Origin of the sequence: Streptomyces flaveus (assembly GCF_014647675.1) — a bacterium.
In the GTDB taxonomy this organism is placed as follows: domain Bacteria; phylum Actinomycetota; class Actinomycetes; order Streptomycetales; family Streptomycetaceae; genus Streptomyces; species Streptomyces flaveus.
Window position 1 is genome coordinate 126,396 of record NZ_BMPQ01000004.1, and the last position, 17,093, is coordinate 143,488.

Genomic DNA, 17,093 nt, shown 5'->3' on the forward strand with positions numbered 1-17,093 from the left:
ACGCGCGGCGTACAGCTTCGATCGAACCAGTTGGTTCGCTTTCGGGTTCAGAGTTGCACGTCGGGTTCGCGACGGTCAAACGAACCAGTTCGTTACCATGGGCGTATGGCATACGACTCCGCGGCGACCAAAGAGCGCATCATCGCGGCCGCCACCGCAGAGTTCGCGGCGTACGGCGTCGCCGGAGCCCGCGTCGATCGCATCGCCACCGAGGCGAAGGCCAACAAGCGGGCCATCTACGACTACTTCGGCGACAAGAACAAGCTGTTCGCCGTCGTACTGGAACGCAGGCTGGCCGAGCTGGCCGAGGCCGTCCCGCCCTCCGCGGACCTGCCCGCCTACGCCGAGCGTCTCTTCGAGTACCACCGGGCTCACCCGGAGGCGCTGCGTCTGGTGATGTGGGAGGCCCTGGAAGCCGGTGACGGTCCCGTTCCCGCGGAGGAGGAGCGCACCCTGCACTACGGGGACAAGGTGACCGCCGCGCAGGCCGGTGACCCGAACGACGACGCCCGTACGCGCGTCTTCTTCACTCTCGCCCTCGCAAGCTGGAGCATCGCCATGCCCCAGCTGCGGCGGATGGTCCTCGGGCCCGACTTCGGTCTGGACGAACTGCGGCGTGCGGTTGCACGGGCTGTGGAATCCCTGCCCACGGGAGAGGGGCAGTAGTGGTCGCGCTCAGGCGGTGGTGCCACCGTCGGCCAGGAGGGTGCTGCCGGTCATGAACATCGACAGGTCGCTGACGCAGAAGAACACCACGCGGGCGATGTCATCGGGCGTCCCGATGCGGCCGATCGGGCTGGTCATCATGAGCGGCACACTGTCCTCCTGGACGGGCACGCCGGCGGCGGCCAGCTGATTCCCCTCGGTCGGGACATAGCTGGGTGCCACCCCGAGCACGCGGATTCCGTGCGGGGCCAGCTCCATGGCGCTCTGCCGGGTGATGCCGCGTACCGCGTGCTTCGATCCGACGTAGGCGGCAAGTCCCGGAGCGCTGCCCTGGAAGCCCGCGGTGGAGCAGATGTTGACGATCACGCCGCCGTGCCCGCCGGCGCTCATGACCCGGGAGGCCTCACGGGTGCCCGCGAGGACGCCTCGGGCGTTCACCGCGAACACCTTGTCCCACGTGGCGTCGTCCATCTCTGCGATCGGGACGCTGGGGAAGACGCCCGCGTTGTTGACCCACGCGTCCAGCCGGTCCCACCGCTCCACGGCGAAGTCCGCCGAGCCGCGCACGCTGTCCGAGTCCGTCACGTCCATCTCGATGCCCACGACGTCGGCGCCGTACCGGTCGGCGAGCTCGGTGGCCGCGGCCTTCGCCAGTTCGGCGTCCACGTCCCCGACGAGCACGCGGGCGCCCGCCTCGGCCAGTCGGGCGGCGATCGCTCTGCCGAGACCGCGCCCGCCGCCGGTCACCACGACGCTGCGGTCGTTGAGGCTCGTGAGCTCGGCGATGGAACGGGCGGAGACATCAGGCATGGGCATGGGGCACTTCCTTCGGTGTCGGGTTCGTGTGCCTGCGGGCCGGCGAGAACGGCGCCTGGGGCGAGATGGCGGTCATGGAACGGGCAGCGCCCGTGGTGAAGGGACGGGGCACTCGGCGTGCACAGGTCCGGGGCCGGCGGGGATGGCCGTGCCGTCCGGGAGGACGACGGTCGCCGTCGATCCGGGGGGTACGTCGACGTCGATCCGGAACGTGCCGTCGTCGAGCGCCCAGTTCACGGCGATGGTGCCTTGAGGGCTCTCGAACGATCCGGACGCCCATGTGATGCCGGGGCCCGGCACGGGTGCGACGACGAACGAGCTCCACGCCACCGATCCCGGTGTCTGGCGCAGACCGAGCGTGTGGGTGTGCAGGAACCGGACGACGGCGCCCTTGCTGTAGTGATTCAGCGACGCGGTCGCGTTGCCGTCGGCGTCGATGCCCTCCCAGTCCTCCCAGATCGTCGTCGCGCCCCGGTCCAGCATGGCCAGCCACGACGGTTCCGTACGCCGGGTCAGGACGGCGTGGGCGACGTCGGCATGACCGGTGTCGGCCAGTACGGGGAGCAGGTCGGCCGTGGACAGGAAGCCTGTGGTGAGGTGATCGCCCGCCTCACGGATGAGCGTCACCAGATGCGCCGCCGCCGCGTCCCGCAGCCGGGGAGGCACGAGGTCGAAGGCGAGGGCCCGCACATAGCCGGCCTGCGTCCCCGCGGTGGTACGCCCCTCGCCGTCCAGGAACTCGGTCTGCCACGCGTCGCGGATGCGCTCCGCGAGCCCGCGGTACCGGCGTGCGTCGTCCTCCTTGCCGAGTACGTCGGCGATCCTGGCGAGGGTGCTCACCGAGCGGTACAGGTACGCGGTGCCGACCTCCCCCTTGTCGGTCATGAACCACGCCACGGGATCGCTCCCCACGGGGTCGATGAGCGATCCGTCCGCCGCGCGCTGCTTCGGCTCGCTCCACTCTCCCCAGTGGAAGGTACCGTCCCACAGATACGCCTCGTGCGGCCGTGCGTTCGCCGACCGCTCGACGCGTGACGGGTGCCGCTTCGAGCGCGCGGCCCCCAGCGCGAACTCCACCCAGTGGACCATCGCGTCCCAGTTCTCGGCGAGCGCGACGTCGTCGCCGTAGGTCTCGTACAGCACCCACGGGACGTGCACGATGGCGTCCCCCCACCCGGCCGAGCCCGTGATGTGGTCGACCATCGCGTCGGGGTGCTTCTTGAGGTGGTTGGGGTCGGGGGAGGAGTTGACGATCCGGCCGTCGGGCAACTGGTCGTCGCGCACCGAGCGCAGCCACTTGCGGGAGAATCCGTCGACGTCGAACAGTCGCACGGCCGTCGAGACGAAGATCTGGTAGTCGCCGGTCCAGCCGAGCCGCTCGCGCGTGGGGCAGTCCGTCGGGACGTCCACGGCATTGCCGCGGAAGCTCCACCGCGCGACGTCGTGCAGTCGCGTCAGATCCGGATCGCTGCAGGCGAAGGTCCCGGTGGAGCGCAGGTCGGTGTGCACGACCTGCATGGAGATCGCCGAAGGGGCCGGCTCCGCGCCGTCGTCTCGCTGGACCTTGGCGTACCGGAATCCGTGGATGGTGTGCCGCGGTTCGAAGCAGCCGGTCGCCGCCCCGTCGGAGACGACCACGTCGCGCTGCACGAACGGGACGGGCGGCTCGCCCGGGCGGGCGCTGTCCAGGTGACTGGTCGTCAGGTCGCCCGAGGCGTCGACGTGTTCGCCGTGGTCGATCACCGTGCGGGTGCCGGCCGGGCCGAGGTCGGTGAGGGCGATCCAGCCCGACGCGTTCTGCCCGAAGTCGACGACGCAGGAGCCGGGAGAGGTCCGGGTCACGCCGGTCGGTTCGAGCCGCTCGATCCGTCGCACCGGGGGCGCGGGCGACCACTCGACCGGCGGTGCCTCCACGGCGTCGACCACGACGGGAGCCGGATCCCGCCGGACCGTGCCGAGGTCGGTCGTCTGCCCGTCCATGAGGTCGGCGCGGACGATGGCGCTGGGCCGGGACGACCACCGAGGCCCGGTGCCGGCGGTGGTCCAGGTGCCGTCGGGGTGCTCGATGTGCACCTCCAGGCGCGCGGCCGTACGAGTGCCCCATCGGGCGGGCTTGCGCCACGCCCCCGACTTGCCCCGGTACCAGCCGTCCGAGAGCACGATCTCGATCTCGTTGCGTCCCCAGCGGACGTCGTCCGTGATGTCCTCGGCCTGCCCGTAGAGCGTCTCGGCGTACGAGGTCGACCCGGGCGCGAGTTCGGTGTCGCCGACGCGGCGGCCGTTGAGGTACACCTCGTAGACCCCCAGAGCGGTGGCGTAGAGCCGGGCCCTGGTGCAGGGGCGATCGAGGACGAAGGAGCCCTCCAGCGTGTACGCGGGCCTGTTCGCCTCGGTGGAGTCGGCCTCGGGCTCCGGCGGCGAGATCCAGGCGGCCGTCCAGTCCGGCGCCAGGAGGCCCACTTCGAACTCGTGCTGAGCCGACCACGGCGATGTGTCGTCACTCTGGCGACTGCGTACACGCCAGCTGACTTTGTCCCGGCTTGCCAGTGCCTGCCACGGCCAGGGAATGAACAGATGCCGGGGCGATGCCGCCTGGACGGGGGCCTGGTCGACGCCGTTGATACGCGCTTCGAGCACGTATCCGTCCTGCTCCGGCCAGCCCGTGGGCAGCTGCCATGACAGATGGGGTCGAGCACCGCAGACGACGAGCCGGCCACCTCCGCTGTCGATCCTCAGGTTTACCGGTGCGTGATCGGACATGTTTCTCCGTATCGTTCCCATGCGTGTGACAGAAGCCGGACGAGGAGCGGATCTCAGCGGACGGAACGTACGCGCGTGAAGATCAGCAGGCCGCCGACCAGGGCGAACAGGGCACCTGTGAGATACAGGGCGGTGTAGTTCTTGACGTCGCCCACCGTGCCGAAGGTGATGATGAACGGGGCGATCAGCGGGGCGAGCGCGCTCGGAATCTTCTGCGAGAACGCGACCACCGCCATGTACCGGCCGGCCTCGGTGCGGTTCGGGAGTACGGCCATGGCGATCGCCGAGTCAACGGCGGCGAACGCCGCGATGGCGAGCTGCATGAGCACCGAGCCGACGAAGAGCATGGGGAAGGAGTAGGCGAACGCTTCGACGACGGCACCGCAGACGAACAGGAGCGCGCCGATGAGTGTGAAGAGCCGTCGGCGGCCGAGCTTGTCCGACAGGAAGCCTCCGCCGACCGCGCCGAGGATGGCCGCGACGACGCCGACCGCGCCGACGACGGCGACCGCTCCCGCGACCTCCTTCACCGGAAGGTCGAGGCGCTGGGCGTAGAAGAAGGTGCTGAAGGTCGTGTTGAAGTACAGCCCCATGAAGAAGACGAACCGGCCCAGCCAGTTCCACCCGAAGTCGGGATACCGGCGCGGGTTGAAGACATAGCTCGCCAGGATCTCTTTGACGGACACAGGTCCGGTGGGGGCCAGGGGACGCGAGTCGGGCTCCGACCCGCGGACCGCGAACACCACCGCGAGGACGATGCCGAGCACCCCCGGAATCACGAAGACCAGGAAGGAGTTGCTCACGGCCGAGGCAATTCCGACGCCGATGATGGGCCCCACCTGACCCGTGACCCCGGTCAGTCCGGAGACCTTGCCGCGCTGTTCCTCCGGGATGCGGTCGGCCTGGACGGTGATGATCGCCTGGGACGCCGTCGCCCATCCCAGCATCGCGAACACCCACCCGACCCCGATGAGCAGGAGGCTGGGCGCAACCGAGATGCCCGCCAGTGCCAGCAGGCCGAGGATGCTGCCGCCGATCAGGAACGGGCGCCGGCGCCCGAAGCGGCTGCGTGTCCGGTCGCTCCAGACACCGATGAGCGGGCTGGCGATGAGGAAGACCACCTGGGCGGTCCCGGTGATGTAGCCCAGTACCTCCTCCCGGCCGGGAGCGAGCTCATCGATACGTAAGGTCAGCGTGTACGCCAGGGGCAGGACGTAGGCCATGGCGACGCCGAAGTTGGCGGCCATCATCCAGATGAGATAGCTGTTGCTGACCGGCTCCAGCGGTGGGCCGGGCTCCTCGGGGCGTTGCTCCACGGCGGCGGTGGGCGGCTGAGACGCCGCGGATGTGTCCGGGTGACTGCCGGACAGGGACTCGTCCTGCACGGTGACTCCATTGTCAAAGCGGCTCTAGAGCGTGCGGTGCCGGCGCAGGGCTGCGGTGCCCGTGCGACGCGGCGTCAGGTTGAGGACTTGTGGTTGCTGAGGTGTGTCCGAAGCGTCCGCGTCGGCGCACCCACGGCGTTGAAGCGCGGGATCGTGGAGTCCCTCAGGGCCGGCCACGCCGGGCGACGTCACCGAGCCAGGCCAGGCTCGGCTTGGGGTGGCGCTCGAAGGTTTCCCTGTCGACGGCGATCAGTCCGAACGTGGGCTCCCAGTGCCCCCACTCGAAGTTGTCCAGGGCGCTCCAGTGCAGATATCCCCGTACGTCGATGCCGTCGTCGGTGGCGGCGAACAGGTGGCGCAAGGCCTCCTGCGTGTACGCGATGCGACGCGTGTCGTCGCCGGTGGCGATGCCGTTCTCGGTCACCAGGATCGGAATCCCGCCCGTGACGTCCCAGGTGTGACGGACCGCCATGGCGAGGGCGTCGGGGCGGTACGCCGTCCCGACCAGGGTGTTGTCGGGGTGCGGCGGGTGCGGCTCGATGCCGTCCGGGCCGACCCACTGGCTGGAGTACGACTGGACCCCGACGAAGTCGTCACCCTGTGCGGCATCGAGGTAGAGGTCCTCCCAGATGTACTCGAGCTCGCGGAGCTTCTCCTCGGCGCCGGGCCGTGCGGCGAAGGCTCGGTTCGCCACCGTCCAGCCCACCGCCGCGTCGGTGTTCGCCCGTACGATCTCGCGCGCCGCGTGGTGCGCCTTGACGAGGACGCCGCCGATCGCCAGGTCCGGGGCGGGCAGCGTCGGACGCGTGTCGTTGTCCACGGTCGGGCTCTGCCAGTCGTCCGCGGGACGCGACTGCATCTGACGCTGGATGGTCATCATCATCGCCAGCATGTTGGGTTCGTTCATGGTGACGATCCAGGGAACGTCGCCCAGGATCCCGGTGACGGTCTCGACGTAGCGCGTGAACCGGTCGACCGCCCGCTCGCCGAGCCAGCCACCCTCCTCGGTGAACCAGTGCGGGTTGGTGAAGTGGTGCAGGGTGACCACAGGTGTCAGTCCGAGACCTCGCGCGGTGTCGATCATCCGCCGGTAGTGCGCGAGTTCGGCCCGCGAGAACTCTCCGGGGACCGGTTCGATGCGTGCCCATTCGACGCCGAACCGGTAGGCGTTGAGCCCGGCGTCCGCGAGCAGACGCATGTCCTCCTCGAAGCGGTGGTAGCTGTCGACGGCGTCCCCGCTGCGCTCCATGCCGGGCATCTGTCCCTCGAGGACCCACCAGTCGCTGTTGATGTTGTTGCCCTCGATCTGGTGCGGGGCCGTCGAGGCTCCCCAGAGGAAAGTCGTCTTGCTGTCCATGGGCGGTCCTTGAGGTGTGGTCGTGTCGTATGCCGACAGCGGGGCTGGTCAGGCCGACGGGGACTTCAACTGCCGTATGAGAGGGGCGGTTCGAAGGCCGTGGACGATCTGCGGCGCGGCTGCCGACGTCGGGCAGCCGCCCCGAGGGCCAGAATGTAACCACAGTGGAAACAATTCGCGCTAGATTAAAGTTCCGGACAGCAGCGGAAGGCAAGCCCCCGTCCGGTGGCGAGCCACGGCGCAGGAGGCAGCATGAGTTCCCCCACCGGCACCCGTCGCCGGGGGCCGTACGCGACGACGCCGGCCCGGAGGCTGCAGATCGTCCGTGCGGCTCTGGCGGGCTTCGCCGAGCACGGGTACGAGCGCGCCTCCCTGCGGGACATCGCTGCGCGAGCGGGCGTGACCCACGCGGCGCTGCTGCGGCATTTCTCGGGCAAGGAGGAACTCCTCCTCGCCGCTCTGGCCCAGCGCGAGGCGGACGAAGAGGAGCAGGCCGCGCGGATCATCGCAGCGGGGACGGCGGGACCTGCGGTGCTCGGCGCGGTGCTGGCCGACGAGTTCGCGGACCCCGACTACCAGCGCAACTGGCTCGCCCTGGCGATCGCCGCGACCAGTCCGACCCACCCGGCGCACGAATTCTTCGCCGGACGGCGTGAGCGGATGCGCACGAGATTCCGCAGCGGCTCCCTGAACACGGCGTACGACAGCCCCGATCTGTCCGCCGACGACAAGGTCGTCATGGTGCTCGCGATGATGGACGGACTCCGCATCCAGGCTCTCCTCGACCCGTCACGCGACTCGCTGCGCCTGCTGGAGATCTTCATGCAGTCGGTCATCGGCTCCGAGGGTGACGAGCAGCCTTCGAAGTGACAGCGCCGGCACGTCGCGCCGCGCGTATCAGCTCTGCGGCCTTCTGCTGACGCCGCATCAGGTAACGCTCTGATTACGAAGTCGAGCCGCGCCCTTCCCGCCCTTGCTGTGGCGGCTTACTTTTCGAGGGAAAACCAACCGTGTGGTAACAGTTGGCGGTGTCGCGGCTTCGGCGGGCCGCATCCTCACCGCGCCACCCCCACAGGAGAGAAACCCGATGTTGAAACCCCGTTCCACCGCTACCCGCGAGTTGGTGAACCTCGACGGCCTGTGGAGGTTCGCCACCGCGACCGCCGTCGGTGAGCGCCCGTGGGCCGGACCACTCGACACCCCGCTCGAAGCCGCCGTGCCCGCCAGCTACAACGACCTGTTCACCGACAGCGCGATCCGCGACCACGTCGGCTGGGTCTGGTACCAGCGCCTTGTCCGCGTACCGCGCGGCTGGTCCGAAGACCGGGTGATCGTGCGCGTCGACGCCGCCACGCACCAGGGACAGGTGTACGTCGACGACTCACTGGTCGCCGAACACGTCGGCGGCTACACCCCGTTCGAGGCCGACATCACCCAGTACGTCAGTGCCGGACAGGAGTTCCGGCTGACGATCGGCGTGAACAACGAACTGACCAACACCACCATCCCGCCCGGCAGGATCACCGTCACCCAGGACGGCTGCCGCAAGCAGACGTACCTGCACGACTTCTACAACTACGCCGGCCTCGCCCGCTCGGTGTGGCTGTACAGCGTGCCGTCCGTCTGCATCGAGGACATCAGCATCGTGACCGGTCTCGACGGCACCAGCGGCACGGTCGAGTACGAGGTCGAGACCAGCGCGCCCGCCACGGTCCGCGTCCGCGTCCTCGACGCCTCCGGGGCCGAGGTCGCCGCGTCCGAGGGGACGAGTGGCAGCGTGCGCCTGGAGGATGTGACGCCGTGGCGGCCCGGTGCGGCGTACCTCTACGAACTCGTCGCCGAGATCGTGGACGGCGACGGCGAAACGGTCGGCGACACGTACGCCCAGCCGTTCGGCGTGCGCACCGTCGAGGTCCGGGGGACCCAGTTCCTCATCAACGGCGAGCCGTTCTACTTCACCGGCTTCGGCAAGCACGAGGACACCGCCGTGCGCGGCAAGGGACACGACGACGCGTACCTCGTCCACGACTTCCAGCTGATGGAGTGGACCGGCGCCAACTCCTTCCGCACCTCGCACTATCCCTACGCGGAAGAGGTGATGGACTTCGCCGACCGGCACGGCATCGTCGTCATCGACGAGACGGCGGCCGTGGGCCTCAACCTGGCCGTCGAGGCCGGTCTCACCGGGGCCCCGCAGCGCCCCACCTTCTCGCCCGACACGTTCAACGACGAGACCCGCGCCGCCCACGCCCAGGCGATCCGGGAGCTGATCACCCGCGACAAGAACCACCCCAGCGTGGTGATGTGGTGCATCGCCAACGAGCCGTCCTCCAACGAGGAAGGCGCACGTGAATACTTCGAGCCGCTCGTCGAACTCACCCGCAAACTCGACCCCACCCGCCCCGTCACCTACGCCGCCGTCATGTTCGCGACGTCCGACAACGACCGCATCGCCGAACTCTTCGACGTCCTGTGCATCAACCGGTACTACGGCTGGTACATCGCGACGGGCGACCTCGCGACGGCCGAGACGTACATGGAGGGTGATCTGCGCGGCTGGGCCGAGAAGTTCGGCAAGCCCCTCATCATGAGCGAGTACGGGGCGGACACCATGCCCGGCCTGCACTCCGTGTGGGACCAGCCGTGGACGGAGGAGTACCAGGCGGCCTATCTCGCCGCGAGCCACCGCGCGTTCGACCGGATCGAGGCGGTCGTCGGCGAACACGTCTGGAACTTCGCCGACTTCCAGACCTCCCACGGCATCCACCGGGTCGACGGCAACAAGAAGGGCGTCTTCACGCGCGACCGGCGGCCCAAGACGGCCGCGCACTCGCTGCGGCAGCGATGGCGGGAGTTGGGCGGTCGCAAGCCGTCGGGGGAGGGGAGCTGAGCGGGCTTCACCGCCCGGAGGTCTTGGCGGGTGCGGAAGTGCCCTCATAGCGCTGGAGGACCTCCTCCACGAACGCGAGGGTCTCCGCGTGCCGGGTGTTCATGCCCATGGCGTTCTCCATCATGAGCACCCGGCCGAGCGCATTGGTGAGCACGAGCAGCACGGCCGGGGACACCTCGGGCGGCAGCTCCGTGCCCGCCTCCGCGAGGCCGCGGGTGAGTGCCTCCAACTGGGCCTCGCGATAGCGCTCCGCGTAAGCGGCCAGTTCGGCACGGATCGCCTTGCGATGATTGGCCAGTGCCGTGAACTCCGTGGTCAGCGCATTGCCGGGGTGACTGCTGAGCCGCCACAGCGCCCGCAGCGGCTGAGGTCCGCCCAGAAGGCGGTCCAGTCGCTTCAACTCCTCGTCCGCGCGCCGCCGCAGCACGGCGAGGAACAGGTCGTCGAGCGTGCGGAAGTAGTACAGGACAAGAGCCGGGGCCACTTCGGCCTCGCGCGCCACCCTCCGTACGCCGACGGCCGCGTACCCCTCCTCCAGCATCAGCCGCTCCGTGACGTCGAGCAGGAGCAGGCGCGTCTTGGAGCTCTCGGTACCCATTCGTCGAGGCGCAGTCATGCCGTCATTGTGCTTGACGCTCCCGGAGAGCGGGTGTTAAACAGTCGTTCAGCACATTCGGTTAAACACTCGTTCAGCATTGAGCGGAGGGCCAGACCGATGGCACCAACCGGGGGCGACGCGGCCTACGTCGGCAAGCGCACCTTGCGAGTCGAGGATCCACGGCTTCTGACCGGCACCGGCACGTACGTCGACGACATCGTGCGGCCCGGAATGCTGCACGCCTGCTTCGTCCGCAGCCCGATGGCCCGGGCACGCGTCCTCGGCATCGACGTGTCCGAGGCGCTCCAACTCGACGGAGTGCACGCCGTGTTCGTCGCGTCGGACCTCAACCCCGGCGTCCACGAGCAGTGGTACACACTGAACGGACGCGACAACCCGGACACCCCCCGGCCGCCGCTCGCCGAGGACGAGGTCCGCTTCGTCGGCGACCCGGTGGCGATGGTCGTGGCCACGGACCGCTACATTGCCGAGGACGCGGCCGAGCTGGTCGTCGTCGACTATGAGCCACTGCCGCCGGTCGTCGACTACGCGACGGCCCTGGACTCCGCCGAATCGGTGCACGCCGACCGGCCGGACAACCTCGTCGGCCGGCTCGGCGGACGTCCCATGGCGGACCTCGATCCGGTCTTCGAGCGTGCGCCGCACGTCGTCAGCCAGACCCTGTACCAGCAGTCCCACGGGCCGGTCCCGATGGAGACCCGGGGGATTGTCGCCGAATACGCCGCGGCCGGCGGGGAGATGACCATCTGGGCGGCGACCCAGTCCCCGCACGAAGTCCGGTCCTTCTGCGCGCGTCTGCTCGGCATCGCCGAGCACCGGGTGCGGGTCGTGATGCGGGACACCGGCGGCGGGTTCGGGCAGAAGGTGCTGCCGCAGCGCGAGGACATGTGCGTCATGCTCGCCGCCGCCAGACTGCCCGCCGCGCTCAAGTGGATCGAGGACCGGCAGGAACACCTCCTCGCGGCGGGACAGGCGCGCCACGAGCACGGCGAGGCACGGATGGCCCTCGACGACGACGGCGGGATCCTGGCCGCGACCCTCGACCACGTCCAGGACGCGGGTGCCTACCCGACCCCGTCTCCGGTGCAGAGCGGCATCGCGGTCGGCATGCTCTTCCCCGGCCCCTACCGGATCCCCGAGGGCACGTTCTCGTCGCGGTTCGTGTTCTCCAACACCAGCGGGCGGGTCGCCTACCGAGGGCCATGGCAGTACGAGTCGATGGCCCGCGAGACCCTGCTCGACACCGCCGCGCGCCAACTGGGCCTGGATCCCGTCGAGTTACGGCGCCGGAACATGCTCAGCCGTGAGGAACTGCCCACGGCGAACTTCAACGGCATGCCCTACGACCACATCTCCCCGCGCGAGACCTTCGAGCAGGCACTGACGATGCTCGACTACGAGGCGTTCCGCCGGGAACAGGTGCGCGCCCGGGAGCAGGGCCGCTATCTGGGCGTCGGCACCTGCACGTATGTCGAACCCACCGCGGGCGCCACGCCCTTCCACGCCACCGAGGGAGCGACGATACGCATCGAGCCCTCCGGCAAGGTCAACGTGTACGTCGCCGGAGGGTCGTGCGGCAACAGCCTGGAGACCACGGTCGTCCAGCTGACCGCCGACTCGCTCGGCGTCGCCATCGAGGACGTCAGCACCGTGCAGGGGGATACGGCTGTCACCCCGTACGGAGCGGGTACCGGCGGCAGCCGGTCGGGCCCCATGACGGCGGGCGCGATCGCCGGGACGGCGGGGGAACTGCGCGAGCGGATCCGTGCGATCGCCGCCCACCGGCTCGAAGTCCCCGTCGAGGAGGTCGAGTTCGTCCGGGGGCGTGCGTGGGCCAAAGGGCGCCCCGGCGAGGCCGGGCTCACCCTCGCCGAGATCGCCGACATCGCGTACTACCAGGTCCACGCCCTGCCGCCCGGCGTGCCCGCCGGGCTCGAGGCGAGCGGTCGCTACCACACCCCGCACCTGATGATCTGGGCGAACGCGACGCACGTGTGCACGTGCGAGGTGGACGTGGTGACCGGAGAGGTGAAGCTGCTGAGGTACATCGTCAGCGAGGACTGCGGACCGATGATCAACCCGAGTGTCGTGGAGGGACAGATCTTCGGCGGCACCGTCCAGGGGATCGGCGGCGCGCTCTACGAGCATCTGGCCTACGACGATGACGGCAACCCCATCTCGACGACATTCATGGACTATCTGCTGCCCACGGCCACCGAGGTGCCGGTCATCGAGGTGGGGCACGTAGAGACGCCCAGCCCGGGACCCGGTGGATACAAGGGAGTGGGCGAGGGCGGTGCGATCGGCTCGGCGCCGGCCGTGGTGAACGCGGTCGCCGACGCCCTCGCGCCCCTCGGCGTGCGGATCAGCCGTCTGCCGCTGACGCCGTCGTCCGTCGTCGGCTTCGTGGAGGAGGCCCGGACACGGCAGGCGGTGACCCTGTGAAGCCCGCACCCTTCACGTATCACGCCCCGGTCGACGCGGACGAAGCGGTAGGTCTGCTGGCCGAGCTGGGCGACGAGGCGAAGGCCATCGCGGGAGGACAGAGCCTCGTTCCGATGCTGGCCCTGCGTCTGGCGTCTTTCGGGCATCTCGTCGACCTGCGCCGCCTGGACGAGCTGCGCGGCATCGAGCGTCGCGGCGACGACACCGTATGGATCGGGGCCGGCACCACCCAGGCCACCGTCCAGCGCTCCGACGAGGCCCGCGCCGCCGTCCCGCTCCTCGCCCGCGCCACCCCCTTCATCGGGCACTTCCAGATCCGCAGCCGCGGAACCGTGGGCGGTTCGCTGGCGCACGCCGACTCCGCGGCCGAGTACCCCGCGGTGGCACTGACGCTGGACGCCGAGCTGGAAGCACTGTCACCGCGAGGCCGCCGCACCATTCCGGCAGCGCGTTTCCTGACCGGCATGTGGAGCACAGAGCTGGCCGACGACGAGCTGCTGACCGGGGTCAACTTCCCTGTCTGGAAAGGACGTTGTGGCTTTGCCATCGAGGAGTTCGCTCGCCGGAGCGGGGACTTCGCCATCGCAGGGGCGACGGTCGCGCTCCGCATGGACGGCGACGGCCACCTCGACCGGTGCGCCATCGGCCTGTTCGGGCTCGGCCCGACCGCGGTCCGCGCTCGGGACACCGAGGCCGCGCTCCTCGGCTCCGACCCCCTCGAAGCCGACGCGGAGGAGATCGGGCGGTCCGCGACCGAAGGCCTCGGCTCCGTCCCCTCCGATCTGCACGGATCGGCCCCCTACCGCACCCGCGTGGGCGCCGCCATGGTCGCCCGCGCCTGGCGACGCGCCGTACAGGAGGCACTCCATGGCTGACGTGGACACCGTGGACACCATCGAGATTCACGTACGCGTCAACGGAACCAGCCGCCGGGAGACCGTAAGACCCCGGCTGACCCTCGCCGACTTCCTCCGAGTGAACTGCGGTCTCACAGGCACCCACCTGGGCTGCGAGCACGGCGTATGCGGCGCGTGCACGGTGCTGCTGGACGGGGAGGCGGTCCGTGCCTGCCTGGTGTTCGCCGTGCAGGCCAATGACGCGGAGGTGACGACCGTCGAGGGACTCACCGGGCCCGATGGCCAACTCTCCACGGTCCAGGCGGCGTTCCGCGAACACCACGGACTGCAGTGCGGGTTCTGCACGCCGGGCTTCGTCGTCTCGGTCACCGCGTTCCTGGCCGAGAACCCCAAGCCCACCGACGAGGAGATCCGCGAGGCGCTGACCGGGAACCTGTGCCGCTGCACCGGCTATCAGGGGATCGTGAACGCGGTCCGGGCCGCCGCCGACACAGCGGGCACCGCGGTGACGGAGGGCCCGGCATGAAACTGGAGAACACCCTCAGCATTCCCGTGGCGGTGGAGGACGCCTGGCGGGTTCTCCTCGACGTCGAGCGTGTCGCGCCCTGCGTTCCCGGAGCGACGCTCACAGCCAGCGATGGCGACGAACACCGCGGCAGGATCAAGGTCAAACTGGGCCCCATCGGTCTCACCTACAACGGCACCGTCACCTTCCTGTCGCGAGACGAGCGGGCCAGGGTCGTGGTCCTGGAGGCGGGCGGCAGGGAGGCACGCGGCAACGGAACCGCGAAGGCGCTGGTGACCTGCCGCCTCACCGACGCCGGCGGCGACCGCACCGACGTGTACGTGGAGACCGAACTCAACGTCACGGGCAAGCCCGCCCAGTTCGGCCGCGGCACCCTCGCCGAGGTGTCCGGTGCGCTGATGGACCGCTTCGCCGAGAACCTCGCCGCCGAACTGGCCGCCAACTCCCATGAATCCGGAGGGCATTCAGCACATTCGGCTGCCGCGGAACCTTCAGCGCACCCGGCTGCCGTGGAACGTTCGGCGAATCCTGCTGCCTCGAAAGCGACCGCCGCCGCCCCGCTCGACCTCATCGACGTGACCGGCGCGGACGCCCTCAAGCGGGCCGTCCCGATCGTGCTGGCCGCCGCCCTGCTGATCCTCGCCCTCGGCCTGCGCGGCCGACGACGGCACCACCGGTGACCGGGCTTCCCGGCCGCCTAGAACACCTCCCGAGCCTGCCCTTCCACCAGGAACGAGGTACACCATGCCCGGACGAGTCGAAGGAAAAGTCGCTTTCATCACCGGCGCGGCACGCGGTCAGGGACGCAGCCACGCGATCCGCCTTGCCGAGGAGGGAGCCGACATCATCGCCGTCGACGTGTGCAAGCAGCTCGACGGCGTCCAGTTCGCCATGTCGACCCCGGAGGACCTGGAGGAGACGGTCAACCGGGTGCAGAAGCTGGGACGGCGCATCGTCGCCGTGCAGGCCGACGTACGCGACCACGACGCGCTCAAGGCCGCCGTGAACGACGGTGTGGCCCAGCTGGGCCGCCTGGACATCGTCTGCGCCAACGCGGGCCTCGGCAGCGACGGCGCCCGCCTCGACACCATGGACGAGAAGACCTGGCGGGACATGATCGACGTCAACCTGACCGGCGTCTGGCTCACCACCAAGGTCTCCACGCCGCACATCGTCGCGGGCGGGCGGGGCGGCTCGGTCATCCTGACCAGCTCCGTCGGCGGCCTGCGCGGCCACGCCAACATCGGGCACTACATCGCCGCCAAGCACGGGGTGGTGGGCCTGATGCGCACGCTCGCCTGGGAGTTGGGCGAGCACAACGTCAGGGTCAATTCGGTGCACCCCACCCAGGTGAACACGCCGATGGTGATGCACGACGAGACGTACCGGATGTTCCGGCCCGATCTGGAGAACCCCACCGTCGACGACTTCGCCGTCGTGTCGCAAGGCATGCACCTGCTGCCCACCCCCTGGGTCGAGCCGGTCGACATCAGCAACGCCGTCCTCTACCTCGCCTCGGACGAAGGCCGCTTCGTCACCGGCACGACCATGACCATCGACGCGGGAGCCATGCTGAAATGACCACCGCCCAGCCGCCCCTGTACTGGGACCCCTTCGAAGCGGAACTCGCCAAGGACCCCTACCCCCTGTACGCCCGCATGCGCGAGGAAGCCCCGCTGTACCGCAACGACCGGCACGACTTCTACGCGGTCAGCCGGTACACCGACGTCCAGCGTGGCCTGGCGGACTGGCAGACGTTCTCCTCCGCACGCGGCGACATCCTGGAGATCATCCAGACCGGCATGGAGATGCCGTCCGGCACCTTGATCTTCGAGGATCCGCCGGTCCACGACATCCACCGCCGACTGCTCGCCCGCGTCTTCACCCCCCGCCGGATCGCCCAACTGGAGCCCAGGATCCGGGCCTTCTGCGAGCGAGTCCTGGAACCCGTCACCGGTGCTGACCGGTTCGACCTCGTGGAGGCCGTCGGCGCGGAGATGCCGATGCGGGTGATCGGGATGCTGCTCGGTATCCCCGAGGCCGACCAGGCGACCTTCCGCGACCGCACGGACGCCACCCTGGAGACCGGCGACGGCGGCCGGATCGCCCAGGAGGACATCCTCAACACCGAGGGCTTCCAGGACTACATCGAGTGGCGCAAGAAGCACCCCTCCGACGACCTCATGACCGAGCTCATGACCGCCGAGTTCGAGGACGAGAACGGGAACCGCCGCACCCTCACCGACGGTGAGGTCCTCACCTACTGCACGGTGGTCGCGGGCGCCGGAAACGAGACGACGGGCCGGCTCATCGGCTGGTTCGGCGCGGTCATGGCCCGCTACCCGGAAGCCCGGCGGGAGCTGGTGGCCGACCCGTCCCTCATCCCGAACGCCATCGAGGAGATCCTGCGGTTCGAGCCGACGGGCCCGTTCACCGCCCGCTACGTCACCAGGGACGTGGAACTCCACGGCCGGACGGTACCGGCCGGCAGCGCCATGCTCTTCATCCAGGCCGCCGCCAACCGCGACCCGGACCGCTTCGACGACCCGGACCGCTTCGACATCCACCGGGTCAGCCAGCACATGTCGTTCGGCGTCGGCGCCCACTACTGCCTGGGCGCCGCGCTGGCCCGCCTGGAGGGAAAGGTGGCGGCGGAGGAGATCCTGCGGCGCTTCCCGGACTGGGAGGTGGACTGGGACGGTGCGGAGCTGGCCCAGACCTCGACCGTCCGGGGCTGGAAGACGCTGCCGCTCGTCATCCGAGGAGCGTGAC

The 17,093-nt window shown here is 69.6% G+C and carries 14 protein-coding genes; 9 read left to right on the plus strand and 5 right to left on the minus strand.

Features of this window, described 5'->3' with window-relative positions; all coding sequences use genetic code 11:
- Positions 1 to 105: 105 nt before the first annotated feature.
- On the plus strand, positions 106 to 666 hold the full coding sequence (locus tag IEZ21_RS09940) for a TetR/AcrR family transcriptional regulator (RefSeq protein ID WP_189321510.1): 561 nt from the start codon (positions 106 to 108) through the stop codon (positions 664 to 666).
- Positions 667 to 675: 9 nt separating this feature from the next.
- Here the strand turns inward: IEZ21_RS09940 and IEZ21_RS09945 are convergent, their stop codons facing one another.
- The 4 genes from IEZ21_RS09945 to IEZ21_RS09960 form a co-directional block, all read right to left on the minus strand.
- On the minus strand, positions 676 to 1,482 hold the full coding sequence (locus tag IEZ21_RS09945) for an SDR family NAD(P)-dependent oxidoreductase (RefSeq protein ID WP_189321511.1): 807 nt from the start codon (positions 1,480 to 1,482) through the stop codon (positions 676 to 678).
- A 72-nt stretch (positions 1,483 to 1,554) separates the two neighbouring features.
- Entirely contained in the window at positions 1,555 to 4,242 is a 2,688-nt protein-coding gene (locus IEZ21_RS09950) for a family 78 glycoside hydrolase catalytic domain (RefSeq protein ID WP_189321512.1), read from the minus strand.
- Between the two features lie 53 nt (positions 4,243 to 4,295).
- On the minus strand, positions 4,296 to 5,627 hold the full coding sequence (locus IEZ21_RS09955) for an MFS transporter (protein WP_246567509.1): 1,332 nt from the start codon (positions 5,625 to 5,627) through the stop codon (positions 4,296 to 4,298).
- 163 nt (positions 5,628 to 5,790) lie between these two features.
- Positions 5,791 to 6,984 (minus strand): family 1 glycosylhydrolase, encoded by a 1,194-nt coding sequence (locus IEZ21_RS09960; RefSeq protein WP_189321513.1) that lies wholly within the window; start codon positions 6,982 to 6,984, stop codon positions 5,791 to 5,793.
- 252 nt (positions 6,985 to 7,236) lie between these two features.
- Between IEZ21_RS09960 and IEZ21_RS09965 the strand changes: the two genes are divergently transcribed.
- The gene (locus IEZ21_RS09965) at positions 7,237 to 7,854 is read left to right on the plus strand and encodes a TetR/AcrR family transcriptional regulator (protein ID WP_189321514.1); all 618 of its coding nucleotides are present in this window, start codon (positions 7,237 to 7,239) and stop codon (positions 7,852 to 7,854) included.
- A gap of 217 nt (positions 7,855 to 8,071) precedes the next feature.
- Positions 8,072 to 9,874, plus strand: coding sequence for a beta-glucuronidase (uidA, locus tag IEZ21_RS09970; RefSeq protein WP_189321515.1), 1,803 nt, complete (start codon positions 8,072 to 8,074; stop codon positions 9,872 to 9,874).
- A gap of 7 nt (positions 9,875 to 9,881) precedes the next feature.
- On the opposite strand, the gene IEZ21_RS09975 is transcribed toward uidA, so the two are convergent.
- Positions 9,882 to 10,472 carry a TetR/AcrR family transcriptional regulator gene (locus IEZ21_RS09975; protein WP_213089278.1) on the minus strand — a complete coding sequence of 197 codons (591 nt, stop codon included), beginning with the start codon at positions 10,470 to 10,472 and terminating at the stop codon, positions 9,882 to 9,884.
- A gap of 117 nt (positions 10,473 to 10,589) precedes the next feature.
- On the opposite strand from IEZ21_RS09975, the gene IEZ21_RS09980 reads away from it, so the two are divergent.
- The 6 genes from IEZ21_RS09980 (at position 10,590) to IEZ21_RS10005 (ending at position 17,092) form a co-directional block, all read left to right on the plus strand.
- Positions 10,590 to 12,938 carry a xanthine dehydrogenase family protein molybdopterin-binding subunit gene (locus IEZ21_RS09980; RefSeq protein ID WP_189321517.1) on the plus strand — a complete coding sequence of 783 codons (2,349 nt, stop codon included), beginning with the start codon at positions 10,590 to 10,592 and terminating at the stop codon, positions 12,936 to 12,938.
- The gene (locus IEZ21_RS09985; protein ID WP_189321518.1) at positions 12,935 to 13,813 is read left to right on the plus strand and encodes an FAD binding domain-containing protein; all 879 of its coding nucleotides are present in this window, start codon (positions 12,935 to 12,937) and stop codon (positions 13,811 to 13,813) included. Before IEZ21_RS09980 ends, IEZ21_RS09985 begins: the two co-directional genes overlap by 4 nt.
- A complete protein-coding gene (locus tag IEZ21_RS09990) occupies positions 13,806 to 14,321 on the plus strand; it encodes a (2Fe-2S)-binding protein (protein ID WP_189321519.1) in 516 nt (171 codons plus the stop codon). The genes IEZ21_RS09985 and IEZ21_RS09990 overlap by 8 nt, the downstream gene beginning before the upstream one ends.
- Positions 14,318 to 15,001 carry an SRPBCC family protein gene (locus IEZ21_RS09995; RefSeq protein WP_189321520.1) on the plus strand — a complete coding sequence of 228 codons (684 nt, stop codon included), beginning with the start codon at positions 14,318 to 14,320 and terminating at the stop codon, positions 14,999 to 15,001. Before IEZ21_RS09990 ends, IEZ21_RS09995 begins: the two co-directional genes overlap by 4 nt.
- 64 nt (positions 15,002 to 15,065) lie before the next feature.
- Positions 15,066 to 15,902 (plus strand): mycofactocin-coupled SDR family oxidoreductase, encoded by an 837-nt coding sequence (locus tag IEZ21_RS10000; RefSeq protein WP_189321521.1) that lies wholly within the window; start codon positions 15,066 to 15,068, stop codon positions 15,900 to 15,902.
- Positions 15,899 to 17,092: a cytochrome P450 gene (locus IEZ21_RS10005; protein WP_189321522.1), complete on the plus strand. Its 1,194-nt coding sequence runs from the start codon at positions 15,899 to 15,901 to the stop codon at positions 17,090 to 17,092. The genes IEZ21_RS10000 and IEZ21_RS10005 overlap by 4 nt, the downstream gene beginning before the upstream one ends.
- The last annotated feature ends 1 nt before the right edge of the window (position 17,093 follow it).